The organism is Massilia sp. BAP21 (assembly GCF_057801335.1).
Genome location: NZ_CM173596.1, coordinates 3,834,085 through 3,859,860, shown reverse-complemented (window position 1 = coordinate 3,859,860; position 25,776 = coordinate 3,834,085). Strand labels below are relative to the sequence as shown.

Genomic DNA, 25,776 nt, shown 5'->3' with positions numbered 1-25,776 from the left:
CCATGCGCAATACCAAGAGCCTCGCATTCATCATCGCCTCCGCTGCCCTGCTGGCAGCGTGCAAAACCCCAGTGCCGGACGCACCAGCGCCAGTCGAAGAAAAGTCGCCTGCGCCAGTCGCCGCCGCCGCCGACCCACGTGACGTGCGTCCAGTCGAAACCGCAACCGTCGACCCACTGAACGACCCACAAGGCGTGCTGGCCAACCGCAGCGTCTACTTCGACTTCGACAGCTACGTCGTGCGCGAAGACGGCAAGCCAGTCGTCGCCAACCACTCGGGCTACCTGACCAAGAACCAGGGCCGCAAAGTCCTGATCCAAGGTAACACCGATGATCGCGGCGGCACCGAATACAACCTGGCCCTGGGCCAGAAGCGCGCCGAAGCCGTCCGTCGTTCGATGGCATCGCTGGGCGTGTCGGAAAGCCAGATGGAAGCCGTCTCGCTGGGCGAAGAAAAGCCAAAGGCAACCGGTTCGGGCGAATCCGCCTGGGCTGAAAACCGTCGCGCCGACATCGTTTATCAGTAATCCTGTCGCGTCCGGGTCGTATTAAGACCCGGTTAATTGACAGCGGGGCGGGTGCAGTGCAGACTGCAACCCGCCCCGTTTTCCTTTGCCCCACTGGTTTAGAAAGAACTACGACATGATGAAACTGGTTCCGTCCCGTCTTGCCTGCCTGCTGATCGCTGCCTGGCTGCCGCTGCAGGCCTCTGCCGGCCTGCTCGACGACGATGAAGCCCGCAAGGCCATCCTCGACCTGCGCGCCAAAGTCGACAATATCGCGCGCGACCTGAACGGCCGCCTCGACAATAAGGCCGACAAGACCGCGACGCTCGACATGCTGAACCAGAACGAGCGCACCATGGCCGAGATCGCCAAGCTGCGCGGCCAGATCGAAGTGCTGGCCAACGAAATCGCCAAGGCGCAAAACAGCCAGCGCACCCTGTACGCCGACCTCGACGCCCGCATCAAGAAACTCGAGCCGCGCCAGGAAAACATCGACGGCCAGACCGCTGAAGTGCTGCCGTCGGAAAAGCAGGCCTACGACACTGCCATGGAAACCTTCAAGGGCGGCGACTACAAGGCTGCCGCCGCTGCGCTGCAGGATTTCGTGAAGCGCTATCCGGATTCGGCCTATGCCGCGAATGCGCAGTACTGGCTGGGCAACGCCTATTACGCCCAGCGCGACTACAAGAAAGCGATCGCGGCTCAGGAGATCGTGACCACCAATTACGGCACCAGCCCGAAGGCGGCCGACGCCATGCTGAACATGGCCACCAGCTATGCCGAACTGAAGGACCTGCCGAAGGCGAAGAAGACGCTGCAGCAGCTGGTGTCCAAGTTCCCGGGCACCCAGGCGGCGCAATCGGCCAAGGACCGGCTGGCGGTACTCAAATAAGGCTCCACGGCAAGATTTTAAGCGTGGACATTTGACAGCATCGGTGTTCACCCCTATAATCTTGCTTCTTTCGGGTCGTTAGCTCAGCTGGTAGAGCAGCGGACTTTTAATCCGTTGGTCGCAGGTTCGAATCCCGCACGGCCTACCACGAATGCGCAGTAGCACTGAAGGCTCCATGAGAAATCATGGGGCCTTTTTTGTTTTCTGGAGCTCTTCCTCTTCTACTGCTGCGCCGTACTTGTTACGCTCGCACGACCGCGCACTTCGTAGAGCACGTGCATGGCGCTCTCCGCGATTTGTGTGGACAAGCAATGCCGAAGGCGTCGCTCAGCGAGGCGCCTGCCATGCCACGCTTACGTGATCAGCAAGAATTCGATGCCACTACTGTTTTCGCTCAGTTCTTCGCGCCAATAATGCGGGACATTTACCGCGCGCCATGACACTCCATGCGGCGGCGCCCGGCGAGTCACGTGAAATCGTTCACACATGGTGACGACGATGCTGCCCGGATGGGGCCATCCGGTATCCGAGATCGAGACAATCGAGTTGCCGGCTGCGAGCTCTTTGATCAGTGCACTGCGCAGTCCAGTGGGCAGGCGCCGGGCCAGATCAAGCCAGCCTTGCTCATCTGTAGAAACCTGTCCCTCCAGCAGGGCGATCATGGCTGAACGTTCTTTGGCCAGCTGCGAGGGGCACCACGTGTCCGGCGACATATAGTCGAAAATATGGGAATCGCCTACGCTTTTGTTTTTCCACATACGCTTGTCGCCACCTTTGATGTGTCCGGACCGAGTTCTGCCCTGCAGTCGGTCACGTTGCCCATTTGCTTAATGGCGCAAAAATAGCATTTGAACGAAAAGGATGTCTTGAGCGAAATAGTCGCAAGCCTCGATGCATTCGCGGGGCAAACTCGATGATCCCATGCCGCTGGTGCGATCAGGTCACTTCGAGTGGAACCACAACATCTCGACCTGATGAGCCAACGGCTGAGCAATTGGTCTAGAGCATGACGGGCAGATCGGCCGATCCGACAGCATTGACAGGTCCATGAGCAATCACGGGCCTTTTTTTACCTGCTCTCTTCTTTTAGCGCCCTTACTTCTTTTGTCGGCTTTCTTCAACAACCGCACGCTGGCATTGTCGCGTTGCCAAGGCTTGAGGTAGCATGTGTTTGTTTGGAAACTTTTGCAACAGATACCATGCAGACTGCTGCCGTATAAAGTACCCTTGCCCCGCACTCCGCTCTTCCCGCCTCACACTGCCGCAGTTGCAACGCTATCGTTACCGATAACTTCTGCGCAAAATGCGGAGAGCCGACCCATGCCCACGTCCCGAGCGCGGGTGAGTTCGTGCATGAATTCGTCGGCCATTACGTGGCATTGGAAGGCAAGCTCTGGCAAACGCTGAAGTTGCTCGTCCTGCGTCCTGGCGAACTGACAAAGGAATTCCTGGCTGGGCGCCGCATGCCGTATATTCCGCCGTTGCGGCTGTATCTGACCCTGAGTCTGATCCTGTTTGCTCTCATTATTGTCTTTCATATTGAACTGCCCCAGTTGCTGATCGAAGACGGGCAGTTCGGCTTTACGTATAGCCACGCGGCTCCGGGAACTTATGCTCCAGGCAAGACGCCAAGAGCGATTTTCACGCTGGCGGTGCATGACCCGCAGCATGCGGAAACAACGGACGAATCCCCAACCGTGAACGACAGCATCCAGGACGCCATCGCCGCCATAGGCAAGGTAAATACACACTGGCAGGACAAGCTGAACAACTTTCTCAAACAAACCGACAAGGAAAAAAGCGCGGCGCTGAATCACGGATTCCTTGCATATGCGCCCTACATGCTGATTGGCGCACTACCGCTCTTTGCGCTGTACCTGAAACTGATTTACCGGCGCTCCAACTTCCACTACGGCGAGCATTTGGTGTTTGCCTTGCATACCAATGCGTTTGCCTTCCTGGTTGTCAGCCTGATGATCGTCATACCTGGAAGCATAGGATGGGCCGCGATGTTCCCATTCCTGAAGGGCGTATCCAGCGACGTGCTTTCGGCATGGGACATTTTCCAGATCATTCCCTTTCTCTGCCTGATAGCCTATCTGCCGATGGCTATGCAGCGGGTCTATGGCGGAAGCCGTTTCGCCACGTGCTGCCGCTGGCTGGTGCTGGTGACTGCACATGTACTGGTGGTTGGCGCGGCGACACTGATTGTGGAATTCATCGGCATCGTGAACCAGGCCTGAGCCGGTACATTTCGCGGGTTTCTGCAGCAAAATTTAATACATACGTGCAGTCGCGCTGAAACCCGGCCTGTCCAACCTTCGTCAGTCGTGTCGTTCAACGTTCGATGAAGGAGACAGCCATGCGTGCCCTGCTTTGCCTTGCCTTCGTGTCGTCCACCGCTTTCTTTTCATCCGCCCTTGCCGCCGCTTCCATGGACCGTGGCGATGCGCAAGACCTGAAAGACGCCGTTGCCGGTCAATACCGGCTGGCGAGCGGCCTTGACGTGCGCCTCAGCCTGGTCGACCAGCAGCTGTATGCCGACCTGAACCGACATTACCGCAAACGGGTGTTCCCCGTGTCGCCAAACCTGCTCAGTTCGCAAGACGGCAACCTGACGATCGAATACCTGCCGGACGGTCCGGTCGAACGCATCCTGATCCGGCACCAGCGCTTCCCGCAGGGCCAGCGGCTTGGCGAGCGCAGCTGGATCGGCAAGTGAGCTGCCATCGGATTTCGCGATAGAACGAGCTCATCTATAAGCCGGGCTTCTGGTCCGCTGCCGGCACCCGGTTGCCGCGTACTTCGAAGCGGCTGGTGGCGAGTACCTTGCCTGCCGCGTCGAGCAGTTCCAGGCGGTGCGGGCCGACCGCCGGGCGCCAGGCCAGGACGGCATCGGCGGCGCCCTGCTCGGCATCGTCGAGACGCCAGCGCAGGCCCTGGCCGGCCTGGGCCTGGAACAGCACGCGCTCGCGCTCGGCCGGGATGTCGGGATCGGTGGCGAGGATGCTGCCGTCGACCGGGTAGATGATCTTCGGCGTGCGGCGTTCCGGCGCCACCGCTTCGACCAGGCTGGTTTCGGTGCCGCGCAGGAACCACTCCTGGCGCGCGGCCTCGTGCGCCGGGGCGTAGCGCAGTTCGCGCCGCACTACCCCGTCCGGCGCGGCGGCTTGCCGGGGCGGATGTTCGCGGTGCAGGAAGTCCATCACGTCGCGCCAGACCGGCGCCGCGCCGGAGACGCCGGAGACGTCCCACATCGACTGGCCGTCGAAATTGCCGACCCAGACGCCGACCGTGTAGCGTGTGGAATAGCCCACGCACCAGTTGTCGCGCATGTCCTTGCTGGTGCCGGTCTTGACGGCGCTCCAGTAGGCGGTGGCAAGGTCGCTGCGCAGGCCGAAGGTCGGGCTGCGCGCGCCGCGGTCGGACAGGATGTCGCCCACGATCCAGGCCGCGCCGGCGTCCAGCACGCGCTGCTTCGGCCCGGGCCTGGACGCGGGCGCGCGGGCGCGCAGTGTGACCGGGCCGTACAGGCCGCCGTTGGCCAGGGTGCGGTAGGCGTTGCTCAGTTCCAGTAGCGAGACGTCGGCCGAGCCCAGCGCCAGCGAGGGGCCGTAGAAAGCCGCGTCTTCCTTCAGCGAGCTGATGCCGAGGTCTTGCAGGCGGCCGTGGAAACGTTCCGGCCCGAGCAGGAGCAGCGTGCGCACCGCCGGGATGTTCAGCGAGCTGGCCAGGCTGGTGCGCACGCTGGCATAGCCCTTGAACTGGCGGTCATAGTTCTGCGGAACGTAGAGGCCGGCCTCGCCCGCGACGTCGATCGGGCTGTCGTCGAGCAGCGAGGCGGCAGTAAGCAGGCGCCGCTCGAGCGCCAGCTCGTACAGGAAGGGTTTCAGGGTCGAGCCGGCCTGGCGCAGGGCGGCCACGCCGTCGACTTCGCCCTTGCCGCCGTTGCCGACATAGGCCAGCAGCTCGCCGCTGGCGTTGTCGATCACGACCACGGCGCCGTCGGCGACATTCCGGTCGTTCAGTTCGCGCAGGTGGCGGCGCAGCGAGTCGAGCGCGAAACGCTGCAGGCCGGCGTCGAGGGTGCTGCGCACGTCCTGCCCGCCCGTGCCTAGCAGCTGATTGGCCACTTGCGGCGCCATCTGCGCCTGCCCCTTGATGGCGGCAGCGGCGGGACGGCCGAGCGCGACCTCGGCCTGCCACTCGATGCTGGCGCAGCCGGTGCGCGCCTTGAGCTCGGCGGCGATTGTGCAGGCGCGCATGGCCACTGTTTTTGGCGCCGCGCCGGGCGCGCGCAGCAGCGCCGCCAGGATGGCCGATTCGGCCAGGTCGAGCCCGGACGGCGCCTTGCCGAACAGTGCCTGCGAGGCGGCGGCGACGCCTTGCAGTTCGCCGCGGAAGCTGGCCAGGTTCAGGTAGGCTTCGAGGATCTCGGCCTTGCTCCAGCCGGCTTCGAGTTCGCGCGCGGCCAGGGCCTGGTTGAATTTCTGGGTCCAGTTGCGTCCGTTCGCGCCGGCGCGCAGCTCGGCGTCGAGCAAACCGGCCAGCTGCATGGTGATGGTCGAGGCGCCGCGCGGGCGTGCGCGGAACACATTGTCCCAGGCGGCCTGGCCGATGGCGCGCAGGTCGATGCCGCCATGCTCCATGAAGCGTCCGTCCTCGGCCTGCAGCACGGCCAGGCCCAGGGCCGGCGAGATGTCGGCCAGCGGCGTCCAGGCCATCCTGCGCACGCGCATGTCGATGCGCACCGATTCGACCGGCACGCCGTGGCGGTCGAGCAGCCGCGCGCTGGACGGCTTCCATGCGGCGCGCACCTGCTGCGGCGTCGGCATGGCCGCCGAGGCGCCGAGGTGGACGGCGGCCGACAGCACCAGCACCACCGGCAACAGCATCGAACGGCGCATCACGGCCCCACGGCCAGCGCCGGATTCGGCAGCTCGCCGAAGGTCTCGGGGTTGTACATCGCCTCGACCCGCGTCGGCGGCAGGCTGAAGTTGCCCGCGTTGTTCAGGCGCACCGTGTATTCGATGCTGAACTGGCCCTTCGGCACGAAGGAGTAATAGGCGCGGAAGGCGCCATGGGTGCGCTCCTCGTATTCGAGGCCGCCATAGCTCCAGCCGCCACCACCCCAGGTATCGCCACCCCAGCCGCCGCTCCTGCGCCCGCCTCCCGCCAACTGCGAATCGCCGCCCAGGCCGCTGCCGAGGATGCTGGCGCTGGCCGGGATCGGGTCGTCGACCACCACCCAGGTCATGTCGGACTGGGCGTCGATGACCAGGTTCACGCGGTACACGTCGCCGCGGCTCCAGGCGCCCTGCTTCGCCTGCTCGACCGGGGTGACGGTGCGCTTGATGCGGTAGCCGGCGGACAGCGGCGCCTTCAGGGGCACCGCGGCCAGGCTCTGCACCGTGGCCCAGGGCTTGCCGCCGCCTTCGTGGCGCAGCGTGAGCTGGCCGCTGCCCGCCTGCGGCCAGGCCTGCAGCACGGTCGCGGGCACGGCGCCGCTCCAGGTGGCAGGGTTGGCGCTTGCATTGCCCGCACTGGCAGCCAGCACGGCGCTGCTGTTGCCGGTCACCGGCGCGGCCTCGAACTTGTCCGAGAATTTTTCCATCGCCAGCACGCCCCAGGCATTCGCCAGCGTCGTGTTCCAGCGCCCGCGCTGCTGGCGGCCCAGGGCGCCTCGCGCCAGGCGGCCCATGTCGCCCTGCCAGGATGGATTGTCGAGCATTGCCAGCAGCAGGCGGTTGGCGTTCACGTCGGGCGAGGCCATCAGCCACCACCAGTCGTCGCCCGCCTCGGTGGAAAAGCCCATGGTGGTGCCGGCCAGGGTCAGGCGCGCGCGCAGGATGCGCTCGGCCTGGGCCAGGTGGGTGTCGTGCTCGGCCAGGCCGGGGGTACGTTGCAGCACCAGGTACCAGTCGAGCACGGCCGAGGTCGGCCACAGGTTCGGTTCGATGCGGATCGATTCGAGCCAGGCGTCGCGCACTTCCTGGGTACGCGACAGGGCTTCGAGCGCGGCCAGCTTGCGTACCGCGAGGTCGCCGCTGCGCAGCGATTGCCCGCGCGTCAGCTTGCCTTCGACAAAGGCGACCAGGGCCGCCTCCATGCGCTCGCGCTGCTCGGGCGCGATGGCGTAGCCGGCCTCGCTCGTGACCGACAGCACGTAGGCCGTCAAACTGTCGCTGCCTTCGAGCATGCTGGCGAAATACTTCAGCATGCCATCGCTGTCGAGGTGGGCCGGCAGCGTGGCGGCCAGGCCCTCCCACATCTTTGTGTCGCGCAGCGCGACGGCGCGCGAGGTGTTCTGCTCGAAGCAGGTGTAGGGGTAGGCGGCCATGTAGTCGCGCACGCCCGCCATGCTGCCGGCCAGGCGCGGCGTGAACGTGGTGCGGATGCCGCCGTGGCCCGGCAAGGCGTCCTGCGGACGCGCCACGGGAATCGTCTTCGGCGCGTCGAGCTGGAGCAAGGTGGCCTGCAACACGCGCACCGGCACCGCCGCCGTCACCTTCTGCACGATGCGCAGGCTGTCGCCGATGCCGCCTTCGCCGGTACGCGCATCGACCTGCCAGCGCAGGGCCTGGGCCTGCGGCACCGTCAGGTCCCAGCCCACCTCGCGCGACTCTCCCGGCTCCAGGCGCACGTTCTGTGGGGCCTGGGCCCGGGCCTGGCCGCCGTCGGCGCTCACGCTCGCGCTCAGCCGCACCTGCAGGCTGCGCTCGGAGGCGTTGCGCAGCGTGAAGCCGGCGCGCAGGCGGTCGCCCTCGCGTACCAGGGGCGGCAGGCCCGACATCAGCATCAGGTCTTGGGTGCTGCGGATGTCGGTGGCGCCGGTGCCGAACAGGCCGGCCCCGGCATTCGCCACGGCAACGATGCGGAAGCTCGTCAGCGAATCGTTGAGCGGCACCGGCAGCGTGGCTTCGCCCTTGGCATCGAGCTTCACCTTGCCCTGCCACAGCAGCAGGGTCTCGAACAGCTCGCGGCTCATGCCGCGCCCGCCGCCGCCGCCGTGCGCCACCGCCTTGCGCCCGAAGTGGCGCTTGCCGACCACCTGCATCTGCGCGGTCGAGGTCTGCACCTGCAGGCTGCGCTGGCGCATCATCGCTTCGAGCAGCTTCCAGCTCTCATTCGGCATCAGCTCGAGCAGGCCGGCGTCCACCGCCGCCAGGGCCACCTCGGCCCCGGCCGGCAACGCCTTGCCGTCAAGCCGCGTGACTTTCACGCGCACCTGGGCACGGTCGCGCACCTTGTAGACCTCCTTGTCGGTGCTGACGGCGACCTTCAACTCGTGCGCCGCCCAGCCCACCTTCACCTCGGCGATGCCGAGCTTGTAGGCCGGCTTGCCGAGGTCGACCAGCGCGGTCGGCTGCACGCCGGCCACCCGTCCACGCACGACCATGGCCGACACGAACACGTTCGGCGCATAGCTGCCCTTGATCGGCACGCTGATGGTCGGGTCTTTCGCGGAGAAGCGCCGTACCCAGGTCTCGAGGATGCCTTCGCGTTCGACGGTCACCAGCACGGTGCCGGAGCGGAACGGCGCGCGCACCTGGAAGCGCGCATCCTCGCCCGGTTCGAAGCGCGGCTTGGCCGGCAGCAAATCGATGCGGTCGTTGTCGTCAACCTCGAACCAGTTGTCGTCGCGCGCCTCGGCCCCGGCGCCGGCCCAGGCCTCGGTGTGGCTGACCACCGCGCGGCCGTCGGCATCCTGGGTGCGCGCGCGCAGGATCAGGTTGCCCTGGACCGGCGCCGCCACCTCGCAGGCCAGCAGGCCGCGGGCATCGGTCTGGCCGCTGCAGGCCGCGCCGATGCGCTTGATCTCGCTGCTGTTCTCGTAGGCGTAGAAACCGCCGACCAGGCGGCGCCGGTGCGCGTAGCTCGTGCGCTGGAACAGGTCGACCTCGACCTGCCGCCCCGCCACCGGCTTGCCGTGCACGTCCACCACGACGGCCTGCAGCTTGATCGGCTCCTTGTTCAGCCAGCTGACGGTCTTGATGCCGAGCATGACCTCCGACGGGAACAGGCTGACCCGGGTCGCGGTCGTGAGCGTTTCGCCGTTCGCGTCCTGGTAGCTCAGCTCGGCCAGCAGGGTGCGCGGGCCGTCGATCGGCGGCAAATCGCGCACGGCGATGCGCGCGCCGCCGTTGCGGTCGAGGGTGGCGCTCTGGGTGCGCGCGGCGTTTGCCGCCGCTTCGCTGCCTTCGGCTGTATTCGCCTGCTCGTCCGGCGCCTCCCCGCCCTCGTAGCCATCGTCATAGCCGTCCTCGTTATAGCCCGTGCCTTCGCGCTCGATGCCCTCCTTGACGTCGCCGGCGGCAAAGGCAAAGCCCTCGTAGCCGGGGAACGCGACGCCGCCGTATTCGAGCACGGTGCGCAGCTTGACCGGGGCCAGGCCGGCCGGGCCGCCGGACAGGTAATTCACCTGGGCGTCGATGCTGACGCCGCGCCCCGCCACCACCGGCCCGCTCGGCCCTTTCAGCAGCGCCTTCATGGTCGGCACGCGGAACTGCTCGACCCGGAACTCGCCCGCCACCTGGCCGCCGATCACGACCTGGTATTCGCCGAGCTTGGCTTCCGTCGGGATCTTCCATTCGCCGAGGGCGGCGCCGCCGGCATCCCAGCGCAGGGCAAAGGCGACCTTTTCGCCGCTGCCGCCATGCACCAGCCAGCCTTTGGCCGGCAAGGGGCCCTTGTCGGCGGCCGCACCCTCTCCAGCCTGGTCGGCCTCATCATCGGCCCATCGCGACAAGTTCTGCGGCGCCTTGTCGCCGGCACGCACCAGGGCGATGCCGGCTGCCACGCGGCGGCGCAGGAAGTGTTTCATGTGCACGGTTTCGCCGGCGCGCAGCAGGGTGCGGTCGAAGACGGTGGCGACCAGGCGGCTGTCGGTGTCGACGCCCTCGGTGGAGACGTTGTAGCGCCAGGACTCGATGCCGCGCTGCCACTCCGACAACGTGAAGGTGAAGTCCTCGCCGCTGCGCGCGGTAACGAAGAAGCCGCCGCCGGACGTGCAGCGCGATGCGCGCAGTTCCTTGCGGATGCGCGCCACGCCGCTGGCGTCGGTGCTGCCGCTCCAGAGCGGCTTGCCGGCGCAGTCGCGCACCGCCACCTGGGCGCCGGCCACCGGACGGCCCTTGTCGAGCGAGGTCACCCAGACCAGCGAGGACGCCGCCCCATGCTTGAAGTGGGCCGCCAGGTTGGTCACCAGGGCGGCGGTGTGCACGTAGGCCCGCTTGCCCTTGTCGTTGAGCGCCGCCCCCAGTTGCGGGCTGCTGAGCTCGACCACGTAGAAGCCGGGTTTACGCAACGGGATGCCGATGACCTCGAAGGCGCGGCGCCCGTTCGGCTTGGGCAGCGCGAAGCGCTCGATGCTGCCCTCGGCGCCCTTGCCCAGCACCTGCTCCTCGAGGCTGTGGTATTGGCCGCTGCTCGCCTTGCGCATCCAGGCCAGCACGTCTTCCTCGCGGCTGACGCGCTGGCTGGCGCCGCTCGTGCGCACGGCGGTGGCCAGGGCCGGCTCGACGTTGCGCACCGTGACCGGCAACATGCGGTCGCCGCGCGCTTCGATGATGCCGAAGGGCGCGGCGAACTTCACCAGCGGCGGCTGGCGGTCGGTGCGCAGGACCAGTTTCGTCTTCGCGCGCAGCACCGGGCTGCGGCCGGCATCGTCCTTCAGGCCGGGAGGCAGCAGCAGGCGCAATTCGGCGCGTTCCGGGAAGGGGCCGGAAAACGACATGCCGGTGACATGGCCGGCATGCTCGTCGTCGAACTTTGCAGGGTAGCGCTTGCCGCCCGGCCCTTCGAGGGCGATGGCCTGGGCATCCTGCAGCGCCACCGGCGCGCTGAAGCCGACGCGCACCGGCAGGAAAGGCACGCAGCCGGCGCGCGCATTCACGCGCTCGCAGCGGGCCGAGACCGTGAAGTCGGGACGGGTGCGGAAGTCGAGCTGCTGGTCCTCGGTGGTGGCGATGCCGTTCGGCGCGGCCACGCCCTTGCCCCACATCAGCGCGATTTCCTTGCTCGGCGGCAGCGTGCGGCGGCACTGCACCACGGCCAGCGGCAGTTCGCCGGAAAGCGGCACGTTATCGCGCCAGCTGCGCCCGCGTGCCTTGAACCAGCGCCCCAGGTGGCCGTCGATGAAGTCGCGCTGCACGGCGCGGATGCGTTCGCGCTCCTCGCCTTCCAGCACGCGCAGCGGGATTTTCTCGTTGATGCCTTCGGCGCGGCACCAGGCATGGCGCGCGATACTGGCCGGCGCCACCTGGGCGTCCAGCGCCAGCACGAAGATCTGGTTTTCGTCGACCTGGCCGGAACCCTCGTAAGGCCGGGTGCGCACCACGGCCGGGCCGCCGGTGGTAAAGGCAAAGGCGCGCTGCCCGCCCAGCGGCTTGCCGGCCAGGTCGCGGCTGTCGTCGCGCAGGGTGAAGCGGCAGGCCGTTGCGCCGGGCAAATCGGCGTCGAAGTCGTAGCTCCAGTTGGCGCCGTCGATCCAGCGGCCCTTGCCCTTGGCCGGACAGTCGATGATGAAGGGGTCGGCGCCGCGCGGATCGCCAAAAGCGACCATGGGCTGGGTGAAGCGCGCCGTCACCTGGCGCACCTGGCGCACTTCGCCCTCGGGCGAGAATGACTCCACGCTTGTCTGCGCCGGGGCCGGGGCGGCCGGCGCCTGGGCCAGCAACTGGGCTGCGGCCGAAGCCGGAGTCGCGGCCGGAGTCGAGGCGGAGGTCTGCCCCGCCCCCCTGGACTGCGCCGCCTGCGCGCAGCAAGATAAAGCCATCAGAAACAACACTCGGGGCAAGGCGCGCATCGGTTCTCCGACTGGATCGTCGCTGCCAGCCCGAAGCAGCGCACCACGCGTGCTTACCGGGCTCGACAGCTACCTGAGTGTTGCAAAAAGGCACAACGTTGTCAACGAAATAAGGCTCCCCGCGTGCGCAGGCGGCGACGCCACCCGACCAGGGTGCAGCCAGCCAGCAACATGCCCCAGGTGGCCGGCTCGGGCACGGCCGGAACCAGGTCGAGCCGCACCGCATGACAGCTGCCGTCGCGGCAGGCGGTACCGGCGATCTGGCCCAGGTCGTTGATCGCATTTGCCTCGGCAATCACCCAGCCGGAGGCGGGGTCGATCAGGGTGTTCAGGTCGTAGAAGCTGCCATATTCGAAGAGGAAGCCACGCTCGCTGGCGAAGTTGCCGAACCAGCCGACCACCTGGCTTGCATTGTTGATGCCGTAGGCAAAACTGTTGGCGCCACCGCTCAATGCGCCGATATCGGTGAGCACGCCGTCGTCCCACATGAACGCGGTGCGCGGATACAGTTCCGGGCCGTTCGGCAGCAGGTTGCCGAAGCCGACGATCTGGTCGTGGTCGTTGATGGCCGTGGCCTCGCTCCACGGGCCCGGGAACTGGGCGATCTCGCTCATGGCGCCGTCGCGGTAGAGGAAAGGCGTGAGCGGGTAGTTCGGTGCGCCGCCGATGTCGCTGCCGCCGACCACGTGGCCCTGGCTGTTGACGCCGTAGGCGCGGCTCTGGAAGCCGTACACGGTGCCGAGGTCGGTGGTGACGCCGTTTTGCCAGCTGATGGCGTGGCGCACGAAGCCGTTTTCGGCGTCCTCGAATTCGGCCATGCCGACCACGACGCCGTCGTTGTTCAGCCCGCGGGCCGTGGTGAAGCCCCAGCCGGTGATCGCGGTCATCACGCCGCCGTTGTAGAAGAAGCCGTTGTTGCCGGAATGGCCGGCGACCTGGCCGGAATCGTTGATGCCGAACGCTGTGCCGCTGCCGAGGTCGATGTAGGCGGCGCCGTCGTGCAGCCAGGCGTTGTCGCCGTTCGCGCCGACGACCTGGCCGGAGAGGTTGATGTCCCAGGCGCGGCTGTCGGGGCCGGCCAGGACGGTGACGGTGTAGCGCGGGTCGGCGGCGGCGAGCAGCGGCATGGCCAGGAGCAGGCCTGCCGCGAACCGCGCCAGCAAGGGGGTTCGCATCACATCCTCATCAAAGTCAATCTGTACAGTCAGCGTAACTGCCGCGTTGGCTGCGAGTTTGCGCAAGCGCAGCGGTAGCGAAGATCGATTTTGCTCAAGGAATTTGTTTGCGGATAAGAAAAAAGGGCCATGGTGTCGCCCTTTTGGAATGCGTGCGGGTTGGGGTTCGTGATGCGGGAAACGTTGGCGATGTTCAGTTTGTTCGGCCAACAATGTTCACAGTTCCGCGTGGGCACGGGGTGCCCACCCTACGACACGGGCATGTCCGGTGCCTTAGAACTCTTCCCAGCCGTCGCCGGCGGTGACGGCAGCCTTCGATGGTTCGGCGGCAGGTTTCGCCGTGGCGGCGGGCTTGGCCACCGCGGGACGTGCTGCCGGTTTGGCCAGTTGTGCATGGGCCGGGGCGGCCTTGGCGGCTGAAGCGGCGGCGCGCACGTGGCTTTCTTCGATGCGGAAGGCGCCCACGGTGCGCGCCAGCGTCGAGGCTTCCTGCTGCAGCGACTGGGCCGCGGCCGATGCTTCCTCGACCAGGGCGGCGTTCTGCTGGGTGGTCTGGTCCATCTGTGCGATGGCCGCGTTCACCTGCTCGATGCCGGCGGTCTGTTCCTGGCTGGCGGCGGTGATCTCGGCCATGATGTCGGTCACGCGGCTGACGCTCTGCACGATCTCGTTCATGGTGGCGCCGGCCTGGTCGACCAGGGCCGCGCCATGGTGCACCTTGTCCACCGAGTCGTCGATCAGCAGCTTGATTTCCTTGGCGGCGGCGGCGCTGCGCTGGGCCAGGCTGCGCACTTCGCCGGCCACGACCGCGAAGCCGCGGCCCTGCTCGCCGGCACGGGCCGCTTCCACGGCGGCGTTCAGCGCCAGGATGTTGGTCTGGAAGGCGATGCCGTCGATCACCGAAATGATCTCGACGATCTTGCCCGCCGAGGTATTGATCGCACCCATGGTCTGGACCACCTGCGCCACCACCACGCCGCCCTTGCCCGCCACTTCCGAGGCCGAGCCGGCCAGCATGTTGGCCTGGCGCGCGTTGTCGGCGTTCTGCTTCACGGTCGAGGTCAGCTCTTCCATCGAGGACGCGGTTTCTTCCAGCGAACCGGCCTGCTGCTCGGTGCGCGCCGACAGGTCCAGGTTGCCGTCGGCGATTTCGCTCGATGCGGTGGCGATGTTGTCGGTGCCGGCGCGCACCCGGGTCACGATCTCGACCAGGGAATCGTTCATGTCCTTCAGCGCGGCCATCAGGCGGCCGGTTTCGTCGTTCGAGCGCACCTCGATCTGCTGGGTCAGGTCGCCCTGGGCCACGCCGCCGGCGATCTTCACGGCGGCCTGCAGCGGAATGACGATGGCGCGTACCAGCATCCAGCCGAGCACGCTTGCCACGAGCACGCCGAACACCAGGCCGGCGATGCAGACCGCCAGCACCAGGCGGTACATCGCCTGCGAGTCCTCGTAACTCGCCTTGGCCGAGCTTTGCTGCAGTTCCACCAGTTCGGTCACGGTCTTGTTCATCGGTGCGAACAGGCGCTGCATGTCGCCGTTCACGATCTCGGCGGCGCGCGCGGTATCGCGGGCGCGGACGGCGGCGATGGCCGGGTTCAGGCCGTCCTCGACAAACGCCTTGCGTTCAACAACGAAACGCGCGATGAGCGCCTTTTCGTCGGCCGCCATCTCGGTGCCCAGGTATTCGGTCCAGCGCGCCTCCACGCGCTTGGCGTTGGCTTCCACCTGCTCGATGACCGCATCGGTGTTCTGGGCGTTCGGCAGGCTGGCCTTGGCCAGGTTCAGCTGGTTCAGCGTCATCAGGCGGCCAATCTCGTCGAGATCGGCCAGGGCCAGCAGGCGGTCGCTGTACATGTGCTCGAGCGCCTGGTTCGACTTGTTCAGATTGAGGATGCCGATCGCGAAGCCGACGATCAGCTCGAAAACGAGGAAACCGAGCACGAAGATCAGGCGCGACTTGATGGTGAGATTCTTGAACATGTAAAAGCCCGCAATCGGGTAACAGGTTGGTCGGGAGCAGGTTCTGGACCGGCCGGCTCCCCTGATTATAGGAACAAGTGAATCCATACGGAAACTTTCTGCCTAATACCTTACTGGTTTCATGGGTTTATCGTCGCCCTCGCACAACAGGCGTTGACAGAGCGTCAAGGAGTGTGCGCCACCGCCTTCCTGCGGCGCACGGCGTTTGCCTATAAAATGCTGCGATTCAATTGATGTTTAAAACAAGAGGCAGCCATGACCCTTCCCATCCTCCTCAACTTGGCCGTTGCTGCCGCCGTCTGCGTCCTGCTCTACCGCATGCAGGCGAGCCACCAGTCGTTCACGCGGCGCGTGTTCACCGGCCTCGGCCTGGGTGTGGTGCTGGGTGCGGCCCTGCAAGCCATCTACGGCGCCGCCTCGCCGGAAGTGGCCGGCACGAATGCCTGGCTCGACGTGGTCGGCAGCGGCTACGTGAAGCTGCTGCAGATGATCGTGATTCCGCTGATCATGGTGTCCATCATCGGCGCCATCCTGAAATTGCGCGACGCCGCCTCGCTCGGCAAGATCAGCGCGCTCACCATCGGCATCCTGATCGCCACCACTGCCGTGGCGGCCCTGATCGGCATTGCCATGGCCAAGGTGTTCGGCCTGACGGCGGTGGGTCTCACGGCCTCGGCCGCGGAAGTGGCGCGCGGCGAATACCTGCAGGGTTCGCTCTCGACGGCCAAGGAAATCTCGCTGCCGTCGATGATCCTGTCGTTCATCCCGGCCAATCCCTTCCTCGACATGACCGGCGCGCGCAAGACCTCGACGATTGCGGTGGTCCTGTTCTCGGTCTTCATCGGCATTGCCGCGACCGGCATCGCGGCCAAGAAGCCGACCGAATTCGCTTCCTTCAGCCACTTCGTGCACGTCGCCCACACCATCGTGATGCGCATGGTGACCCTGGTGCTGCGCCTGACCCCGTTCGGCGTGTTCGCCCTGATGACCAAGGTGGTGGCCGGCTCCAGCCTGCAGGACATCCTGAATTTGCTGAACTTCGTGCTCGCTTCGTACAGCGCCCTGTTCCTGATGTTCGGCGTGCACCTGCTGCTGGTCGCCCTGGCCGGCTACAACCCGCTGCGCTACGTGAAGAAGATCCTGCCCGTGCTGGTGTTTGCCTTTACCTCGCGCACCAGCGCCGGCGCCATTCCGATGAACGTGGCGACCCAGACCCGCCGCCTCGGCGTGCCCGAGGGCATCGCCAACTTCGCCGCCTCGTTCGGCGCCACCATCGGCCAGAACGGCTGCGCCGGTATCTACCCGGCCATGTTGGCGGTGATGATCGCGCCCACGGTCGGCATCGACCCGTGGAACATCGGCTTCCTGCTGCCGTTGGTGGCCATCGTCGTGTTCGGTTCGATCGGCGTGGCCGGCGTGGGCGGCGGCGCCACCTTTGCCGCCCTGATCGTGCTGTCGGCGCTCGATTTGCCGGTGGCGCTGGCGGGCCTGTTGATCTCGATCGAGCCGCTGATCGACATGGGCCGCACCGCCCTGAACGTGAGCGGATCGATCACCGCCGGCACCCTGACCGCGCGCGCCCTCGGCGCCAGCAACATGGCGGTTTTCAATAGTGATGCGGAAACCAACCTGGACGGCGAAGAGCAAACCGCCTGAGCGAATTTTTCGCTGTTTTTTTCGTAATTTGTTAGCAAAAAGTATCGTGCGCTGACCCGCTGCAGAATCCGTCTATGATGACGTCATGTCAATAATCATGGCGGGCAGCTAATGGAACGGAAGTGGCCTCAGGAGATCTGGCTGGTCAGGCACGGTCAAAGCGCGGGTAACGTCGCGCGCGACGTGGCCGAGGCGGCGGCCGGGCACATGATCGACATCGCCGAGCGCGACGTCGACGTGCCCCTGTCCGAGCTCGGCATCCGCCAGTCCGAGGCCCTCGCTTCCTGGTTCGCCGCCCTGCCCGAGGCCGAGCGCCCGAACGTGGTGCTGCATTCGCCTTACGTGCGCGCCGCCGAAACCGCCAACATCCTGATGCGCCGCCTCGAGCGCGAGTCCTTCCTGGCCGTGCACCACGACGAGCGCCTGCGCGAAAAGGAATTCGGCATCCTCGACCGCCTCACCACGCACGGCATCGCCCACAAGTACCCCGAGCTGTACGAACAGCGCCAGCACGTCGGCAAGTTCTATTTCCGCCCGCCCGGCGGCGAGAGCTGGTGCGACGTCGTCCTGCGCCTGCGCAGCCTGCTCGACACCATCGCGCGCGAATACGGCGGCGAGCGCGTGCTCATCGTGGCGCACCAGGTCATCGTCAACTGCTTCCGCTACCTGATCGAGCGCCTCGACGAAGCCAGCATCCTGGCCTTCGACCGCGCCGAAGACGTGCCGAACTGCTCGGTCACCTCGTATGCCTTCGATGCCGACGCCGGCAAGCGCGGCAAGCTGGTACTGCGCCTGGTGAATTTCGTCGCCCCGCTGGAAGCGAGCGGCACGCCGGTCACGGTCAGCAAGGACGTGCCGGCGGCGCCCAAGGCCTGACCCCTACCCTGACACCATGAACGCCATCCAGAGCGCACCTGCCGTGCACGACGTCACCACCGAGCTGCTGCGTGCGTGGCCCTTGCCCATGCCCGGCGAAGACAGCGACAAGGAAGTGCGCGGCCACGTGCTGGTGCTGGGCGGCTCGCGCGAAATGCCGGGCGCCGTCATCCTGGCCGCCACCGCCGCCCTGCGCGCCGGCGCCGGCAAGCTGACGATTGCCACCGGCGCCAGCGTGGCCCAGCTGGTGGCCTTGGCCATGCCCGAGGCGCGCGTGATCGGCCTCGCCGAAACCGAGGCCGGCGGCTTCACGCCCGACGCGATCGCCCGGCTCGACCCGCTGGCCGACCGCGTCAGCGCGGTGCTGATCGGCCCCGGCATGCAAGACGAAGCGGCCGCCGCCCAACTGGTGCACGGCCTGCTCGAACGCCTGCAGGGCGGCGACACCGCCGTGGTGCTCGACGCCTGCGCCATGGGCACGCTGCTGCACGCGCCGCCGGGCTGGGACCCGAACGAGAATTACCGTTTCGAGCAGCCGGTGATCGTTACCCCGCACTGCGGCGAAATGGCGCACCTGACCGGCATTGCGAAGCCCGACATCGTGTCCGGACCCGATGCGCGGGCGCTGGCCTCGGCCGCCGAATGGAACGCCGTGGTGGCGCTGAAGGGTGCGCGCACCGTGATCGCCTCGCCCGACGGCGAATTGTGGCAGCACGAAGGGGGCAACGTCGGCCTGGGCATTTCGGGCTCGGGCGACACCCTGTCGGGCATCATCACCGGGCTGGCGGCGCGCGGCGCCTCGCTGGCCCAGGCGGCCTGCTGGGGCGTGGCCCTGCATGCGCGCGCCGGCGAACGCCTGGCCGAGCGCATGGGTGTACTGGGTTACCTGGCGCGGGAGATACCGGACGAAATTCCCGCCCTGCTCGAATCGGTTGCCGGCAAGGATGCCGGCAAGGAAAAGACCATCCGGCCTGCGCCGGGGGACACGGTCGGGCGGGAAACCGTTTGACTGGTATCAAAATCCGCATGCCGTACCGCGGAATAAAGCAAGATGTGCGCAATCCGGCGAACTGGTGGTAACAATGTCAGTCTAATCACTAGTCGGATTCGTGCACCGAACGGGGCCGCGTGTTGCGTCGGTTCCCTGAGGGTTTCACCAATGGGCCCAGCGAGGTTCCATGGTGAAACTGAACTGGCGCCGTTAGCCCTCCAGCGCCTCACCTGGAGTCAACGGCACAAGATAGACGTGAACGAGGAGTATAAACAATGAACGCAATGACCAAAGCACCAAAAATCCTGCTGACCGCAGCCCTCCTGGCCACCATGCTGGGCGCATGCAAGAAGAACGACACCGCCGACACCACCGGCGCCGGCGACACCTCGGCAACCTCGCCGAGCTCGACGTCTGGCACCAGCGGCACCACGGGCACCACCGGTGACACCGGCACGGGCGCCACCGGCACCGGCACCACGGGCGACACCACCGGCACCGGCGCAACCGGCACCGGCGCCACGGGCGCAACCGGCACCACCGGCGACACCATGGGTACCGGCGCCACCGGCACCGGCACCGGCGCAACGGGCACCACTGGCGACACCACCGGCACCGGCACCACCGGCACGGGCACCAGCGGCACCTCGGGCACGACCGGCACCACCGGCGCCAGCGGCACCACCGGCAGCACCGATTCGTCGGGCACCGGCACCGGTACCTCGGGCACCACCGGCCGCTAATCGGGCCGCGTTTGACCACTCAGCAGGGCCTGCTTTTTGCAGGCTCTGCGGTGTGCGCATGTCATCAGTGCATCACGCCGCCGGCATCCGAGCCGGTGTTGCGTGGTTTTACGCTTTGTTGTTCAGTTTCCTCCACATCGCTTTTCCTCTCCCCCTTGGCGCCATCGCTCTAGCGTTGTATCGCCCCCCCCGTTCCTTCGCTCCACTTTCTTCTTCCCTTTTTCCCTCGTACCTGTCTTGTGCAAGCCTCCGGCACGCTGCCAGACCTTGCTTCACACCATGACCGCCAACCGCACCTGTTTGCGCCTTACGTTGGCCCGCGCACGGACTGCGTGGTTGCGCGCCGCCAGAATGGGAACCAACGCGGCATTGCTGCGACTCTGTTTCCCATATTCTTAAGGAGGTTCACCATGAACCGCACCACTACCCTACCGAAAATCATCCTGGCCGCGGCCGTCGTTGCCGCCATGCTGGGCGGCTGCCGCAAGGACGAGCCGGCTGCCGATCCGGTGGCCCAGGGCGCCGATGGCGGCCCGGTCGCAGGCAGCGGCCTGAGCACCAGCACCGCGGTCGGCACCAGCGGCGCCGCCGGCACCACCTCGGGCGGCGTCGATAACGCCACCGCCAGCCAGAATGCCGGCGTGAACCCGACCAACGGCGAAACCACGAACATCGGCGTACAGGGCGACAACGAGGGCGCGGCCGGCAACAACGGCGGCACCAGCTCGGGCGGCACCGGCAGCACGGTCTCGGGCGGCCCCGGCGCCAACACCATGACGCCGGCGAATGCCGACGGCACCAATGCCGCCACCACCGGCACCGGCACCGGCACCGGCGCGAACAACCGCGACACCGGCACCGGCACCACCACGACCGGCCAGTAAAGGCCGGCGCAACGCGGGCAATCGCCGGCACGGCGCCGGCGTACCGACGACAACAGACAAAGGACCCACCATGAAAACGACACGTAAAATCCCAGCCATCATCATGACCACCGCCCTGCTCGCCGCCGTCCTCGGCGGCTGCAAGAAGGAAGACAATGGCATCGGCGGCGACGGCGACGCGGCAGCGGTCTCCAGCCGCAGCGAAGGCGCGGGTACCGGCGGTGCGGCCGGCACCAGCGGCGCCACCGGCAACGCCGGCGATACCGGCCTGGGCGGCGTCGAGTACAACACCAACAACAACCCGCGCACCGTCGGCGAAAACGAAGGCGGCTCGCGCGAGAACACGCCAGGCGCGGTCGGCGGCGCCAGCGGCGTGAGCGGCGCCGTGGAGGTCGGCCCGAACGGCAGCACCACCGGCGGCGCCAATCCGGGCGGCGCGCCAATGGCCCCGGCCCCTGCCACCGGCAGCGAAGGCGCCGTCACCGGCGGCAGCACCGGCAACACTACCGGCACTGGCCCGGCATCGACCCGCGCCGGCACCGGCGAATCGGGCCCGCTGAACCCGGCTCCCGGCACCGGCCGCTAATTCACGTTCCGCATCCTGGTCTTGAGCCTGGCCGCCGCCAGGCCAGGACGGGATACCTGCAAAAACAAAAGAGCCCGCACATGTGCGGGCTCTTTTATTGCGCAGCGCATGCAGCAAACCCATGCGCCCTGGACGGCCCTGCAGCGGGCCGCCGTCTTACACGCCTTCGGCCACCTTGGCCGGCTTCTTCGCCAGCGGCACGGTCTTGCCGGCGCCCGGACCACGGCCGCGGCCGGTAGCGAAGCGGAACAGCCACATGACCATGCGGAACACAAAGCGCACCAGCAGCAGGGTCAGGATCGCTTCCACGAAGGTGACCAGGAAGGCCGGCAGCACGTGCCAGCGTTCCGCGCGGCGACCGAACTTGGCCGCCATGCGGTCGCGCGCGATCTCGATGCTGTCGTAGAAAGTCGGCACCACCAGCAGGGTCAGCAGCGTCGAGGTGATGGTGCCGCCGATGATGGCCACCGCCAGCGGCTGGTAGAACTTGCCGTCCGGGCCGAGCGCCAGGGCCACCGGCAGCATGCCGGCGATCAGGGCGAAGGTGGTCATCAGGATCGGACGCAGACGCACGCGGCCGGCCTTCATCAGCGCTTCTTCCCTGGCATAGCCTTCGTGTTCCAGGGCGCGCGCCGCCTCCAGCAGCAGGATCGCGTTCTTCGCCACCAGGCCCATCAGCATGATGATGCCGATAAAGCTCATCAGGTTCAGGGTACCGCCGGTGAGCAGCAGCGCCACCACCACGCCGAACAGCGACAGCGGCAGCGACATCATCACGCCGATCGGCGCGGTGAAGGAGCCGAACTGCATCACCAGGATCAGGTACATCAGGCCGATGCCGCCGAACAGGGCGATCGTCATTTCACGGAACAGCTCGGCCTGGTCCTTGCCGGCGCCGCCCAGCGCCAGGCCATAGCCCGGCGGGAAGTCGAAGCTCTTGGCCAGGGCCATGGCGTCGGCCGTGACTTCGCCGTTCGAGCGGCCCTGGGCATTCGCCGACACGGTAATCACGCGCTTGCCGTCCTTGTGCACGATTTCCGACGGGCCTTTACCCATGCTGATGCGGGCGATCTGCTCGAGCGGCACCATGGTGTTGGTGCCGGCAATCGCGATCGGCAGGCGCTCGATGTTCTCGATGCTGACCCGGTCTTCCGGATGCAGGCGCACCGCCACGTCGCGCGTTTCGCCGGTCGGGTCGACCCAGTCGCCAACCTCGATGCCGGCAAAGGCCACGCGCAGCGCGGTAGCGGCGTCGCCCACCGACACGCCCATCGAATTCGCCAGGCCGCGGTCGAGCTCGATCTGCAGCTCGTCCTTCGGGTCCTGCTGCGACAGGGTCACATCCACCGCGCCCGGCACCTGGCGCAGCTTTTCCATGTAGGCCGTGGTCAGCTCCATGAGTTTGCGCGAGTCGTTGCCGGTGAATTCGATCTGCACCGGCTTGCCGCCGCCCGACAAATCGTCGATGACGGTGTACTCGGCGCCCACCAGGCGCGAGACCTTGGCGCGCAAATCGGCGCCGATGGCGGCCGCGCTGCGGCTGCGCGTGTTGCGCTTGCCGATCTCGACGTAGATCGAGCCGCCGCTCGGGCGCGCAACGATGTCGGTGGCGCGGGTTTCCGGCAGCGTATGGGCCAGCTTGGCCGCCTGCTCCATCTTCAGGCGCGCAAACGCCAGGCTCGACGACGGTGGGGTGCGCACCTCGATCATGATCTTGTTGCCGTCGCCCGCAGGCAGGAAGCTGGTGCCGCCAAGGAAGATCTGCATCGCAATCGCCGCGGCAAAACTCAGCACCGCGAGCACACCCATCCAGCGGCGGTGGTGCAGCGCCCACGCAATCACGTTGCCGTAGCGGCCGGCCAGGCGGTCGAACCAGGCATTGAAGTGGCCCAGCGCCTTCGACAGGCCCTTCTTCGGCTCCAGGTGGTGGCCCGGCGGGTCGCCCCAGTAGGCCGACAGCATCGGGTCGAGCGTGAAGGAAATGAACAGCGAGACCAGCACCGAGCAGGTGACGGTCAGCGCGAACGGACGGAACCATTCGCCGGCAATGCCCGGCATGAAGGCGACCGGGATGAACACGGCCATGATCGAGAAGGTGGTGGCGGCCACGGCCATGCCGATCTCGGCCGTGCCGACCAGGGCCGCGGTGCGGCGGTCGGCGCCGTTTTCCATGTGGCGCACGATGTTTTCGCGCACCACGATGGCGTCGTCGATCAGCACGCCGATCGCCAGCGACAGCCCGAGCAGGGTCATGAAGTTCAGCGTGAAGCCGCACAGCCAGACCGCGATGAAGGCGGCCAGCACCGAGGTCGGCAGCGACAGCGCCGTGATCAGCGTCGAGCGCCAGGAATTCAGGAAGGCGTAGACCACGAACACGGTCAGCACGGCGCCGAACACCAGCGACTCGATCACGTTGTTCAGGCTGCTTTGCGCTTCCTCGCCGCCGTCGCGGGTGATGGTCAGGGTGGTGCCCTTCGGCAGTTCCTTGTTGATCTCGGCCACCAGCTCGTGCACGCGCTTGGCGATCGACACGGTCGAGGCGTCGCGGGTACGCACGATCGAGATGCCGACGTTCGGGCTGCCGCTATGGATCGAGGCGCTGTCGATGTCGGCGAAGCCGTCCTGGATCGTGGCCACCTGGTTCAGGCGCACGATGGTGTCGCCGCTGCGTTTCACCACGACCTGGGAAAAGTCCTCGGGGCGCTCGATGCGGCCGATCAGGCGGATGCCCTTTTCGTCGAGCACGCCGCGCACCTTGCCTACCGGCGCGTTCGTGTTCTGCCGGCTCAGCGCAGTCGTGACATCGCTGACCGAGACATTGTATTCGCGCAGCTGGTCGGCGCGCAGCAGCACTGACAGTTCGCGCCGCAGCGAACCGTTCACGTTGACGGTGGACACGCCGTCGATGGCGCGGAAGCGGTCGGCCAGCACGTCCTCGGCCAGGCGCGAAATGCTCGCGTGACTCTGGCTGCTCGACGACAGCGCCAGCTGCATGATCGGCTGGGCCGAAGGGTCGACCCGGCGCAGGATAGGCTCGCGCATTTCCAGCGGCAATTTGTAGCGCACCGCCGAGATGGCGTTGCGCACATCGTCCGAGGCTTCGATCAGGTTGCGCTTGAAGTCGAACTCCAGCACCAGGGTGGCGCTACCTTCGTTCGCGTAGGAGGTGACCTCGGTCACGCCCTGCACGCTCTGCATCTGCTTTTCCAGGCGGTCGATGATCTCGCGCTCGGCCGTTTCCGGCGAGGCGCCCGGATACGGCACGTTGACCACGATCACCGGGATATCGACGTCGGGATTCTGGTTGACGCGCAGCTTGGACAGGGCCAGCAAGCCGATGCACATCATGCCCAGGATCAGCACGATCGTGGCGACCGGCTTCTTGACACTGAAATTGGAGAGGAACATGGCTTATTTCCCTTGGGCCTGGGGAGCGGAGGCTACGCGCGCAGCGGCCATTTCCACCTTCTGGCCATCCTTCAGGTTCGAGCTCGGGCTGCGCAGCACGGTGTCGCCGGCGGCCAGGCCGGCCTTGATCTCGTAGTTGCCGGTACGCTGGTCGCGCATGCCGACTTCCAGGTTCACTTTCGCCAGCGTGCCGCCCTTCACGCGCCAGGTATAGGTGTCGTCGCCGCTGCGCACGATGGCGCTTTCCGGAAGCATCAGCGCGTTCGAGGTCTCGGCGTCGATCCGCCCTTCGGCGTACAGGCCGGCCACGCGCGGCTGCTCGCCGGTCAGGCCGACCAGCACCTCGACCTGGCGCGTGATGTCGTTGGCCGAGGGGTCGATGCGTTTGACCACGCCGGTGAACTGCTGGTTGCCGTAGCCGTTGATGTGGAACTTGACCGGCTGGCCGAGTTTCACGGTGGCGATCTTGTCGGTCGAGACACGGCCCTCGAAGCGCATGGAGTTCGGGTCGATCACCTTCACCAGTTCCTTGCCGACCGTGGCGGTGTCGCCGGCGGACACCTTGCGGTCGCTGACGATGCCGTCGAACGGCGCGCGCACCTGGGTGCGGCTGGTCTGCTGGCGCGCCAGGGCGGCGCGGCTCTTCGCGGCCGACAGTTCGCTCAGGGCGCTGTTCCTGCGCACTTCGGCTTCATCGAAGGCGGCGGCCGAGGTCATGCCCGAGGCGCGCAGGGTCTTCAGGCGTTCCAGCTGGCGGTTCGACTGGTCGAGTGCCTGCGCGGCGGCGCGCACGGCTTCGTCGGCTGACAGCAGCGTATCGCGGATCGCGGTCTCATCCAGTTTTACCAGCAGGTCGCCGCGCTTGACCGGCTCGCCGTTCTCTTTCAGCACTTGCAGCACCACGGCCGAGACTTCCGCGCGCAGATCGGCGCGCCGTTCCGGCTGGATCGAGCCGGTGATCACCGGGCCCGAGGCCAGCGCATCGCTCTGTACCGTCAACAGGTCTTCGGGCGCAACCAGCAGCTGGCTCGGCTTGTTGTCCTTGGCCTGGGCGGTGGCGTTCGGACCGGCCTTGGCCGGGTCCTTGCCCTCCTTGCTGCAGGCGGCCAGGGCCGACGCGATGGCAAGGACGAGTAGAGTGTTGCGCAGCATGTTGAGTCTCTCCAATTGGACGCTGATGACTTATATTTGTAAGGGGCGGATTTCACCAGCGCGCAGTATCCGGGAGCCGGCCCCACCCGTCAATCGACGCTCCTGCGCACTGTGGTT

At 66.7% G+C, this 25,776-nt stretch carries 17 protein-coding genes and 1 tRNA gene; 11 read left to right on the top strand and 7 right to left on the bottom strand.

Annotated elements, in window-relative coordinates:
- Positions 1-2: 2 nt before the first annotated feature.
- The 3 genes from pal to ACWYRN_RS16990 all read left to right on the top strand — a co-directional run bounded on the left by pal (position 3) and on the right by ACWYRN_RS16990 (position 1,546).
- Positions 3-527, top strand: coding sequence for a peptidoglycan-associated lipoprotein Pal (gene pal, locus ACWYRN_RS17000; RefSeq protein WP_488688752.1), 525 nt, complete (start codon positions 3-5; stop codon positions 525-527).
- Between the two features lie 115 nt (positions 528-642).
- The gene (ybgF, locus tag ACWYRN_RS16995; protein ID WP_488688751.1) at positions 643-1,398 is read left to right on the top strand and encodes a tol-pal system protein YbgF; all 756 of its coding nucleotides are present in this window, start codon (positions 643-645) and stop codon (positions 1,396-1,398) included.
- Positions 1,399-1,470: 72 nt separating this feature from the next.
- Positions 1,471-1,546 (top strand) — tRNA-Lys (locus ACWYRN_RS16990).
- A 205-nt stretch (positions 1,547-1,751) separates the two neighbouring features.
- Here ACWYRN_RS16990 and ACWYRN_RS16985 read toward each other — a convergent pair.
- Positions 1,752-2,060, bottom strand: a complete 309-nt coding sequence (locus ACWYRN_RS16985) for a hypothetical protein (RefSeq protein ID WP_488688750.1) — start codon at positions 2,058-2,060, stop codon at positions 1,752-1,754.
- A 687-nt stretch (positions 2,061-2,747) separates the two neighbouring features.
- Between ACWYRN_RS16985 and ACWYRN_RS16980 the strand changes: the two genes are divergently transcribed.
- Together ACWYRN_RS16980 and ACWYRN_RS16975 are read left to right on the top strand one after the other, a co-directional pair.
- Positions 2,748-3,641, top strand: a complete 894-nt coding sequence (locus ACWYRN_RS16980; RefSeq protein ID WP_488688749.1) for a DUF3667 domain-containing protein — start codon at positions 2,748-2,750, stop codon at positions 3,639-3,641.
- 119 nt (positions 3,642-3,760) lie between these two features.
- Positions 3,761-4,120 (top strand): hypothetical protein, encoded by a 360-nt coding sequence (locus ACWYRN_RS16975; protein ID WP_488688748.1) that lies wholly within the window; start codon positions 3,761-3,763, stop codon positions 4,118-4,120.
- Between the two features lie 34 nt (positions 4,121-4,154).
- Here ACWYRN_RS16975 and pbpC read toward each other — a convergent pair whose 3' ends face one another.
- From pbpC to ACWYRN_RS16955, 4 genes are all read right to left on the bottom strand, one after another.
- Entirely contained in the window at positions 4,155-6,305 is a 2,151-nt protein-coding gene (gene pbpC / locus ACWYRN_RS16970; RefSeq protein WP_488688747.1) for a penicillin-binding protein 1C, read from the bottom strand.
- Positions 6,305-12,175, bottom strand: coding sequence for an alpha-2-macroglobulin family protein (locus ACWYRN_RS16965; protein WP_488688746.1), 5,871 nt, complete (start codon positions 12,173-12,175; stop codon positions 6,305-6,307). Before ACWYRN_RS16965 ends, pbpC begins: the two co-directional genes overlap by 1 nt.
- Before the next feature lie 131 nt (positions 12,176-12,306).
- Positions 12,307-13,380 (bottom strand): DUF3466 family protein, encoded by a 1,074-nt coding sequence (locus ACWYRN_RS16960; RefSeq protein ID WP_488688745.1) that lies wholly within the window; start codon positions 13,378-13,380, stop codon positions 12,307-12,309.
- 273 nt (positions 13,381-13,653) lie between these two features.
- Positions 13,654-15,363, bottom strand: a complete 1,710-nt coding sequence (locus tag ACWYRN_RS16955; protein WP_488688744.1) for a methyl-accepting chemotaxis protein — start codon at positions 15,361-15,363, stop codon at positions 13,654-13,656.
- 255 nt (positions 15,364-15,618) lie between these two features.
- On the opposite strand from ACWYRN_RS16955, the gene ACWYRN_RS16950 reads away from it, so the two are divergent.
- From ACWYRN_RS16950 to ACWYRN_RS16925, 6 genes are all read left to right on the top strand, one after another.
- Entirely contained in the window at positions 15,619-17,019 is a 1,401-nt protein-coding gene (locus ACWYRN_RS16950; RefSeq protein ID WP_488688743.1) for an L-cystine transporter, read from the top strand.
- Positions 17,020-17,130: 111 nt separating this feature from the next.
- On the top strand, positions 17,131-17,895 hold the full coding sequence (locus ACWYRN_RS16945) for a histidine phosphatase family protein (RefSeq protein WP_488688742.1): 765 nt from the start codon (positions 17,131-17,133) through the stop codon (positions 17,893-17,895).
- 16 nt (positions 17,896-17,911) lie between these two features.
- Positions 17,912-18,904: an NAD(P)H-hydrate dehydratase gene (locus tag ACWYRN_RS16940; protein WP_488688741.1), complete on the top strand. Its 993-nt coding sequence runs from the start codon at positions 17,912-17,914 to the stop codon at positions 18,902-18,904.
- Positions 18,905-19,161: 257 nt separating this feature from the next.
- A complete protein-coding gene (locus tag ACWYRN_RS16935) occupies positions 19,162-19,629 on the top strand; it encodes a hypothetical protein (RefSeq protein ID WP_488688740.1) in 468 nt (155 codons plus the stop codon).
- 410 nt (positions 19,630-20,039) lie between these two features.
- Positions 20,040-20,513 (top strand): hypothetical protein, encoded by a 474-nt coding sequence (locus tag ACWYRN_RS16930; RefSeq protein WP_488688739.1) that lies wholly within the window; start codon positions 20,040-20,042, stop codon positions 20,511-20,513.
- A gap of 70 nt (positions 20,514-20,583) precedes the next feature.
- Entirely contained in the window at positions 20,584-21,099 is a 516-nt protein-coding gene (locus ACWYRN_RS16925; protein WP_488688738.1) for a hypothetical protein, read from the top strand.
- Between the two features lie 156 nt (positions 21,100-21,255).
- Here ACWYRN_RS16925 and ACWYRN_RS16920 read toward each other — a convergent pair whose 3' ends face one another.
- A complete protein-coding gene (locus tag ACWYRN_RS16920) occupies positions 21,256-24,507 on the bottom strand; it encodes an efflux RND transporter permease subunit (protein ID WP_488688737.1) in 3,252 nt (1,083 codons plus the stop codon).
- A gap of 3 nt (positions 24,508-24,510) precedes the next feature.
- Complete coding sequence (locus tag ACWYRN_RS16915) at positions 24,511-25,659, bottom strand: efflux RND transporter periplasmic adaptor subunit (RefSeq protein ID WP_488688736.1); 1,149 nt, start codon at positions 25,657-25,659, stop codon at positions 24,511-24,513.
- Between the last annotated feature and the right edge of the window lie 117 nt (positions 25,660-25,776).